The sequence below is a fragment of the Pontibacillus chungwhensis BH030062 genome (genome assembly GCF_000770675.1).
In the GTDB taxonomy this organism is placed as follows: domain Bacteria; phylum Bacillota; class Bacilli; order Bacillales; family BH030062; genus Pontibacillus; species Pontibacillus chungwhensis.
On record NZ_AVBG01000004.1, the window covers coordinates 253,451 to 261,939 of the forward strand.

Sequence of the window (8,489 nt, forward strand, 5' to 3'; positions counted from 1 at the left end):
ATTAGTACTCCTCTCTAAATCTTCGACTAATATATTGTGCAAGAAGGTTCATGATTAACGTGAATACGAACAGAGTTGTCCCTACTGCGTAAATGCTGTAATAGATCGTTGAACCATAGGAAACATCTCCTGTTGAGACTTGAACAATGTACCCCGTCATCGTTTGAATCGATTGAGTCGGATCAAATGAGAATTTTGGAGTAGCACCTGCCGCAATGGCAACAATCATCGTTTCCCCAATCGCACGGGAAATCGCAAGAGCGAAAGAGGCGATAATACCAGACAATGCTGCTGGTATAACAACTTTTATTGTTGTTTCAAGTCTTGTTGCTCCTAGGGCCATTGCCCCTTCACGCAATACATTTGGAACAGCTCCCATCGCATCCTCGGTTAAGGAAGCTACCATTGGAACAATCATGATACCGACAACAATTCCTGCACTTAGTGCGTTAAAGAAAGATAAACCTGGAATAATTTTTTCCAACATAGGCGTTACAAAGGTTAAAGCAAAGAAACCATAAACTACTGTTGGAATTCCAGCAAGTACTTCTAGAATAGGCTTAAGAAACCTTCTAACTTTATCAGATGCATATTCACTCAAGAATATAGCTGAAGCTACTCCCAGTGGAATTGCAATGATCATAGCAGTCACGGTAATTAGCAACGTTCCACTAATTAAAGATAAAATGCCGTATGAATCACGCCATGGATTCCAGTGAGTAGATGTAAAGAATTCAATAACACTTACCTCACTAAAGAAAGTAAATGTTTCAGATAATAGCGTATATAATATTCCTATTGTTACAAGTACCGAAAGCGTGGCACACATCAATAAAAGTTTAGGTACTAATTTTTCTACAAACGCGGTTGAGCTATTCGATTGTTTATTTTTCTCAATCCTCTCACTTACCGAGAGCCCATCCTGTTTATTTTTAGATGAATCCATTTATGAAATCCCCTTTCATCTGGAACATAGCAAAGTGAGGGGAACATCTTTCAACCCGTCCCCTCACCTTACATAGAACCAATTATCCAAGAAGTTTGCTAATGCTTTATTTACCAGCTAGTTCTTTTACTTTATCAATTTGCTCTTGATATTTTTCTTCTGGAAGAGCAACATATCCTACTTCTTTTGCAGCGTCTCCTGCGTTTTCAAGCATGTACATTGTGTAATCGTAAACTTGAGGCTTTTCTAGAGCACTTTCAACAACGTATGTGAATAGTGGACGAGAAAGTGGCTCATATTCTCCGCTTTGGATTGAATCAGAAGTTGGTTTAACTGGCTCAGCGTCTTCACCATTTTGGATTCCTAAAGCTTTTAGAGAATCTTCGTTTTGAAGATAGTATGCATAACCAAAGAATCCGATCGCATACTCACTGTTTTTGATACCGCGAACAAGTGTGTTGTCATCTTCAGATGTTTGAACATCACTATCTTCACGCATTGCATTATCTTCAAGAATTACTTCGTTGAAGTAATCGAATGTCCCTGACTGGTGACCAGGCGCGAAGATCTTGATTGTTTCTTCTGGCCATTCTGGATTAATGTCAGACCATTTCTTTGCGTCAGAACTGTCAAGGAAGATCTTTCTAAGTTGTTCAACTGTTAAGTTTTCAACAAAGTCATTTTCAGCACTTACTGCTACAGTAAGACCGTCATATGCAAGTGTAAGTTCATGTAGGCTTATATCATTTTCTTCAGCTTTTTTCTCTTCTTCTTCTTTAATCGGACGAGATGCGTTAGATAGGTCGATCTCACCTTTAGTTGCTTTTTCAAATCCGCCACCAGAACCGATAGATTGTAGTGTTACGTTAACGTCTTGTTCTTTAGAAGCGTAACGCTCTTGAACGTAAAGGGCCATAGGGTAAACAGTAGAAGAACCTGCTACTTTCACATCACCTGAAAGTGCTTCTCCACCGTCTGTTTCAGATTGTGTATCACCATTTGAAGTATCTTCTTCATTCTCACCTTCGCTGCTTCCGCAAGCTGCAAGAGCTCCAAGAGCAAGGATAAGGGTGAAGATAAGTGCTAAATGCTTGAAACTTTTCATTTCTTTTTCCCCCTAAAATAAATGTTGAATTTTGTTGTTCAAGTGGGCTTGATCAACTCACAATGCTTATATTACACATAGAGTTTTAACGGCATATGAATGAAATGTTAAGGTTGTGTAAATTGATCAATTCGATGTATAAAAAATCCCTAACCTCCTGGCACATCAGTATTTCACCGCTTGAAGTTTCATTTAGTTTCTACAAAAAAAGAGAGGGTTATGCATTTGCATAACCCTCTCTACTTCTTTTATCCATTATTGATCTGTTGATTCTTCTTGATCTTCCTCTTCTGATTGCTCTTGATCTTTCATAGCTTCAGCACGATTTTCTTTTAGATCATAATAGGCATTCATTGCATCGCGACCGATGTGTTTGTTGATTGGGTATTGGCCGTAGTTATCAATTTCGCCTGTATTAGGAACTACAACAGCAAAGGCGACCTCAGGATCTTCTGCTGGAGAATATCCAACAAGCGTTAAGTGCTCAACATCTGTCGAGCCATCCACACCGATGGCATTTCCAAATTCATCTCGTATAATGTCATAAACTTTGGCTTCTGCTGTGCCGGTTTTACCTGCTACAGAATAATCGACTTCTTCACCGAAATTGCTATAAGCTGTACCCCCAGATTGAAACACACGTTCAAATCCCCTTTTAACTCGATCAATGTCATTTTGTGTCATAGAAATTTTGTTTAAGACGTTTGGACTGTATGATTCGATAATAGGTCCTAACCCTTCCGATTGAACGTCTGGTTCATGCACTTCGTTTACAAGGCGAGGCTGAATGCGGTAGCCGTCGTTTGCAATTGTTGAGACGTATTGAGCAAGTTGCATTGTCGTATAGTTATCGTACTGACCGATTGCCAAGTCCATAATGTTACCGGGTTGAAAATCTTTCCCTTGCAAACCTGCTGATTCAGTTTCAGCCGGCATATCAAGCCCAGTCTTAACCCCAAGACCGAATTGACTATAGTAATCCCTCATAACTTGAAAACTTCCAGGAGTGTAGTTCATAGTCTCATTTCGCACATAATTTCTGTGTCCTGCAATTCTAATTGCAATATTGTACATATATACGTTTGAAGATTTTTCTAGTGCTTGAATATCATTGATCGTACCTAAGGCTTTATAAGATGCTTTTTTAGGAGTATCTTTAAATTGAATAGCAATATTGTCGTTTATACGCTCACCATAATTGATAACACCAGAATCATACCCCGCTAACACCGTCGCTCCCTTAACCGCAGAACCAGGAGCATACTGCTGAGTAATCGCCCCTAGTGAAAAATCTTGGAAGTATGGTTTTTCTCCATCTTCACCACGATTATATTTCTGACCAGAAACGGCTAGAACTTCTCCATTATCTGGATCCATCATGACGACCATTGCTTCGCTCATATATTGATTTTGTACAGGAAAGCGAGTAATGGCTTCTTTTAAGTGCTTCTGCACAATCTCATCCAGTCGTTTTTGAAGTTCCATATCAACCGTCAACCTCAGATCATCCCCACGTGTACCTTCCTGAATAACTTCAGAATTTATAACCTCTTGGTCACTGTTAACGGTATGCTCAACCTTTTCCTTTTGACCTTTAAGTACCATTTCATAACGCTTTTCTAAACCACTGGTACCTACCCGATCATTAAGGCTATAGCCAAGAGACATAAAGTGGTCTTTCTCATCCTTAGGAATTCCAGACATACTTACACTGCCTAAATAGTTACGGAACGTATCTCCATATGGATATTTCCTTTGCCAATCTGTACTAACATTAATACCAGGGAGTTTATCAAGGTTTTCTGCAACTGTTGCGTACTCCTCTAGTGTTACACCTTCATTTTTCACAATATGAGGAGAGAGCGAATACGCACTGTCTAATTCACGTTTAATCGCAATGATTTCTAATACTTGATCTGAAAATTGTAGGTCTTGTTCTGGATCAATGCGATCTAACAGAATTTCATACGGCGTGTCCGCACCTGTCTCCTGCTCTTCTTCCGTATAGGTTTGTTCTTCTACAGACAATCTTTCTTTTATAGCCTTGTTATCTTCGTTATTTACTAATATCCAATAGTCCTTCTTATCACGAAGAGTCACTTTCTTTGTATCTTTTTCAATCATTGGCGCTAATTTTTTGGCTATCTCCAAATGCTTCCCCTGATTGGTTGATTTCGGTGGTGTGTATGTAATGGCGTAAAGTGGTGAATTATCCACAATTACATTGCCATATCGATCATACATCTTCCCTCTCGGTACAGGTTTCTTTGTCGTGTCATTTGTAGTTCGATTGATCTCTTCTTGTGCTTCAGCACCGTGTAGGATTTGTACCATCCCAAGCTTTAACACGACTCCTGAGAACATAAGAAAGATAATAAAGAATAACACATTTAATCGAAAGGGAAGATGAGACTTCTTTTTCTTGTTCTTTTTCCCCATAAGTCTCTCCTCCTCTAATAAACACTTTGAGGCTATTATAGCATTTTTGGCTAAATTTCACTATAAAACAGAAGGACTGTTTATCGATTATCATTGTCAGCAAGCTTATTTTTTACAAAAATGGACTCCTCTTTTGTATCCGCCGGAAAATGAACATCCTTAATAAAGAAATAAATGATGAAATGACCCGCCCCGACAATCATCAGAATATAAGGAATAATCGTTTCAGGAGAAAAGAAAGTAATTCCCGTTAAAAATATTGCAATAGAAATCACTCTACCTAAGTTTAGGAACAACTCCCTAACCACGATATATTCAATTCTCATCTCCCCAGCATGCCATGCCTTTCCAATAACATCATATGTTAATGAAATATACGGAACGAACAAAATGGGATAGGCAATCCCAATGATGGCCGCATAAATTAACAGCGTAGGATAGCTTAGGTGGATTAAAATTAAATATAGGGACAAATATAGCGTTAAACCTCCAGTAAAAATGGACCACTTACGCCGCTTTGGTTTTATAAAACGGGTAGCTAAGTAATAAAACAAGAACGCGAAACCAGAAAACACAAGGTTAAAGGTTCCTAGCGCTAGCTCACTTTGGGTTGTGATGAATACCCAAATAGATATTACAAAAAGGAATGTTCCTTCCCGTAGTCCTTGGAAAGTATGTGCATACAATATTTTGTTCCAATTACGATCCCGCTTTCTTTCATGAATAATCCTTTTAAACGAGAAGTTGCCCTTGGCAGATCTTCTCTTGAGGAAGAAACTACAGACTACAGCAAGCACGAACAAGCTAAGAGATATTGTAAAGATTACCGTATATCCTGTGTTCGCCGCTAACCTAGAGATAATAAAACCTGCTAAAATTGGGCCAATCATCCCTCCAAAGGACTGTAACAAGCCTAAAAAGCCGTTAAAAAAGTCTCTTGTATCCGGCTCTGTAATTTCAAACGTTAATACATTAAAAGCCAACCAGTAAAATCCATAACCTATGCCCAAAACAGAGCCTAATACAATTTTATAGTTTGCTGCCTGCTCCCCGAAGAACAAAACAGTCAGGAAAAATAAAGAGAGAAATATAACGCCAAGTCGCAATACGATTACACGATCCATACGTTTAGCCCACCGACCCGCTAATATAAACGTTAAAGGTTGCATAATGTAAATGGATAAATTGTAGAGCGCAATCGCCACATATTCCCCTGATTGTTTCCATAAATAAATATTCACAAATGTATTAGATAAGAAGATCCCTAATGCATAGAGTCCTCCAATCGATAGCAAAAGAATTAAATCTCGGGTTACTTCGACTTCACCTAAAATTGCGTTTAATCCTTTCTTCATTTCTAAACGCCTCCTACTCTGTCTTTATTGTTTTCAAATAGGAGGTACTTATACCATAATACATCTAAGTAACAAGAAAGTGATGAAGGGCTCCATTTAGGTGATAAAAGCGTGTATAAGCTTTCGCAATAAAAAAGTCCTGAACCTCTATAGAGGCTCAGGACTTTTATTGTTCTTTTAGAATGCTATTACTTAGCTGCAGCGTAACGCTTGGCAACTTCATCCCAGTTTACTACATTCCAGAATGCTGCAATATAGTCAGGACGACGGTTTTGATAGTTCAGGTAGTAAGCATGCTCCCAAACATCAAGACCAAGGATAGGTGTTTTACCTTCCATGATTGGTGAATCTTGGTTTAATGTGTCCATTAATTCGATTTCACCGTTGTTTACAACTAACCATGCCCAACCAGAACCGAAACGTCCAGCTGCTGTAGCTGCGAATTTCTCTTTGAATTCATCGTAGCTTCCGAATTTGCTGTTAATCGCTTCAGCTAGTTCGCCTGTTGGCTCACCGCCACCATTTGGAGACATGATTGTCCAGAATAGAGAGTGGTTAGAGTGACCGCCACCGTTACGACGAACCGCTGTACGGATGTCTTCTGGCACTGCATTTAGATCAGTAATTAGTGCATCAAGTGATTTATCCTGAAGATCAGCGTGACCTTCTAGAGCATTGTTAAGCTTGTTAACGTAACCTGCGTGGTGTTTAGTGTGGTGAATATTCATTGTTTCCTTGTCAATATGAGGTTCAAGCGCATCGTATGCGTAAGGTAATTCTGGTAATTCGAATTTAGCCATTTTGAATCTCCTCCTTTAAATAGTATGTAGTTCCTTCCTGGTACCAATCCGGTCATGAAGGTTACATTGTAAGCGTATCAAAGGTCCAATCCATCTGCAAATGTTATGCATCACAAATAGGCTTCAATACGCACATAGATATAATAACCTTTTCTCCAAAATTTAAAACATGGAACGAATGTTTCATCTTACTCATAATTGAGCAAAAAAAAGACAAGCACTTTTGCTTGTTTTAGATCAATCTTATGTAAATGGTGGCTCGGGACGGAATCGAACCGCCGACACACGGATTTTCAGTCCGTTGCTCTACCGACTGAGCTACCGAGCCAAATTAATGTTATAACCCTACCTCATACTTAGAAAAGGAAGTTTATTGTAATACATCATTTAATGATAAGTCTTTAGGAAAATAAAAAAGAACGTAATCTGACTTCCGTTCTTAGAAGAAGAAAATTAATAATGGCGGAGGAGGAGGGATTCGAACCCCCGCGGGGCGTTAACCCCCTGGCGGTTTTCAAGACCGCTCCCTTCAGCCGAACTTGGGTACTCCTCCGAGCTAAAAAATGACTAAGATTGGTGGACCCTGCAGGACTCGAACCTGCGACCGATCGGTTATGAGCCGATAGCTCTAACCAGCTGAGCTAAGGGTCCAATCTTATGGGGCGATTGATGGGGATCGAACCCACGAGTGCCGGAGCCACAATCCGGTGCGTTAACCACTTCGCCACAACCGCCATAATTCTTAAGTTGTCTTATTCATGATTGTTCTTTATAACATGAACTCTGTTTATGTTATTTTAGTATGAAAAACAATTTATGTATGGTAGCGGCGGAGGGGATCGAACCCCCGACCTCACGGGTATGAACCGTACGCTCTCGCCAGCTGAGCTACACCGCCATTGGCTCCAACGGCAGGATTCGAACCTGCGACCGATCGGTTAACAGCCGATAGCTCTACCACTGAGCTACGTTGGAATAATTAAAACGTCTCTTTAACGACACAATATAATATATCATGCAATGTTGAGAGTGTCAATAACTTTTTTGCTCCCAAATGAAGCAACACGAATAATATAGCATGGTATGCCCTTTTTGTACAAGGGTTTTTTAATAAAAACTTTAATTTTTTCTTCATTTGTCCTTTGTCGATCTATATTCCGGTTTTATACGTGCTGGAAATGAGTCTGTTTGTGAGGGAGGGCGATGGTGCGTCTGGACACTTTTGACACTCGTTGCGACGGTACTGGCTTTCGCCTCGACTCTTTTGCCGGTGGTTCTGACTCTTCTGGCGCTCGTCTCGACTCTTTTGCTGGTTGTTCTGACTCTTCTGGCCCCGTCTCGACTCTTTTTCCGGTTGTCCTGACTCTACTGTCCCTGTCTCGACTCTTTTGCCGGTCGTCCTGACTCTTCTGGCCCCGTCTCGACTCTTTTGCTGGTTGTTCTGACTCTTCTGGCCCCGTCTCGACTCTTTTGCTGGTGGTCCTGACTCTTCTGGCCCTGTCTCGACTCTTTTGCCGGTTGTCCTGACTCTACTGGCGCTTGTCTAGACTCTTTTGCCGGTTGTCCTGACACTTCTGGCCCCGTCTCGACTCTTTTGCGGCTCATTCTGACACTTCTGGCGCTCGTCTCGACTCTTTTGCAGCTCGTCCTGACTCTTCTGGCGCTCGTCTCGACTCTTTTGCGGCTCGTCCCGACACTCCAGCTACACGTCCAGACTCTCTCACAGCTACCCTCCTTCCCCACACTATTTCGTTACGCCAATCGAATGGTTCCCATTAACAAAGCATAAAAAAGCGGTTCTAAGTCAATTGTTGGGGTAGGAGGCAAGCTCCTGCCCCTTTATC

The 8,489-nt window shown here is 40.6% G+C and carries 7 protein-coding genes and 6 tRNA genes; all 13 read right to left on the reverse strand.

Annotated elements, in window-relative coordinates; genetic code table 11:
- Position 1: 1 nt before the first annotated feature.
- The 13 genes from pstC to N780_RS20250 all read right to left on the reverse strand — a co-directional run bounded on the left by pstC (position 2) and on the right by N780_RS20250 (position 8,369).
- Positions 2-946 carry a phosphate ABC transporter permease subunit PstC gene (pstC, locus tag N780_RS08015; RefSeq protein WP_036782151.1) on the reverse strand — a complete coding sequence of 315 codons (945 nt, stop codon included), beginning with the start codon at positions 944-946 and terminating at the stop codon, positions 2-4.
- 106 nt (positions 947-1,052) lie between these two features.
- A complete protein-coding gene (locus tag N780_RS08020; protein WP_036782154.1) occupies positions 1,053-2,051 on the reverse strand; it encodes a PstS family phosphate ABC transporter substrate-binding protein in 999 nt (332 codons plus the stop codon).
- A gap of 255 nt (positions 2,052-2,306) precedes the next feature.
- Positions 2,307-4,490 (reverse strand): peptidoglycan D,D-transpeptidase FtsI family protein, encoded by a 2,184-nt coding sequence (locus N780_RS08025; protein ID WP_036782156.1) that lies wholly within the window; start codon positions 4,488-4,490, stop codon positions 2,307-2,309.
- Positions 4,491-4,570: 80 nt separating this feature from the next.
- Positions 4,571-5,845, reverse strand: coding sequence for an MFS transporter (locus tag N780_RS08030; protein WP_036782158.1), 1,275 nt, complete (start codon positions 5,843-5,845; stop codon positions 4,571-4,573).
- A 188-nt stretch (positions 5,846-6,033) separates the two neighbouring features.
- Positions 6,034-6,645, reverse strand: a complete 612-nt coding sequence (locus N780_RS08035) for a superoxide dismutase (protein WP_036782160.1) — start codon at positions 6,643-6,645, stop codon at positions 6,034-6,036.
- Between the two features lie 252 nt (positions 6,646-6,897).
- Positions 6,898-6,973, reverse strand: a tRNA-Phe gene (locus N780_RS08040).
- Between the two features lie 132 nt (positions 6,974-7,105).
- Positions 7,106-7,198: transfer RNA gene (locus tag N780_RS08045), tRNA-Ser, on the reverse strand.
- 21 nt (positions 7,199-7,219) lie between these two features.
- Positions 7,220-7,296, reverse strand: a tRNA-Ile gene (locus N780_RS08050).
- A 7-nt stretch (positions 7,297-7,303) separates the two neighbouring features.
- Positions 7,304-7,379, reverse strand: a tRNA-His gene (locus N780_RS08055).
- 87 nt (positions 7,380-7,466) lie between these two features.
- Positions 7,467-7,543: transfer RNA gene (locus N780_RS08060), tRNA-Met, on the reverse strand.
- Positions 7,544-7,545: 2 nt separating this feature from the next.
- Positions 7,546-7,620 (reverse strand) — tRNA-Asn (locus N780_RS08065).
- A 390-nt stretch (positions 7,621-8,010) separates the two neighbouring features.
- Entirely contained in the window at positions 8,011-8,250 is a 240-nt protein-coding gene (locus N780_RS08070; RefSeq protein ID WP_036782162.1) for a hypothetical protein, read from the reverse strand.
- Entirely contained in the window at positions 8,247-8,369 is a 123-nt protein-coding gene (locus tag N780_RS20250) for a hypothetical protein (RefSeq protein WP_269746696.1), read from the reverse strand. Before N780_RS20250 ends, N780_RS08070 begins: the two co-directional genes overlap by 4 nt.
- Between the last annotated feature and the right edge of the window lie 120 nt (positions 8,370-8,489).